Raw genomic sequence first — 445 nt, forward strand, 5'->3', positions numbered from 1 at the left:
CCAGCATGTGAGATGATGGCTTTTCCAACACCTTACGCCCCATAATGGAGTACGACAGTACGATGTCTTCACCATGCTGGTAGTGGCCGTGGTAGGCCAGCCACTCATCCGGATATGGGGTCCGTTCGGACACAAGATTATTCAGTTGCCCGTAGCGATCCTGATAACTCCAGTGCATCCGCTCCATTCCGCTGAGTTCCTGCCCGTCAATGGTGGGCTCGCCCTCCCCGCGGTAGAGCTGGTACTTGGTCTCGCTCAGGTCCAGCTGCCCCTGCCAGGCGGCTACCGTGGACATGCGCTGGGGATTGTAGGCCAGCTGCACATTTTCATCCAGCTGGACCAGCAGGGCAGCATTCGCCCGGTCATTCAGCGAGGAGTAGAGCGCCTTCCCGTAATCGCCCAGGTGGTCCGTAAAATACAGCTGCCCGTATTCCTGGGAGCCGGA

Annotated in this window: 1 protein-coding gene; it reads right to left on the bottom strand. The window is 58.7% G+C overall.

What is annotated here, in order from left to right:
* A partial coding sequence (locus ACG2F4_RS19450; protein WP_395262603.1) for a DUF6797 domain-containing protein occupies nt 1-445 on the bottom strand: 445 nt, incomplete at both ends.

The organism is Halalkalibaculum sp. DA3122 (assembly GCF_043951865.1).
Lineage (GTDB): Bacteria > Bacteroidota > Rhodothermia > Balneolales > Balneolaceae > JAMQKA01.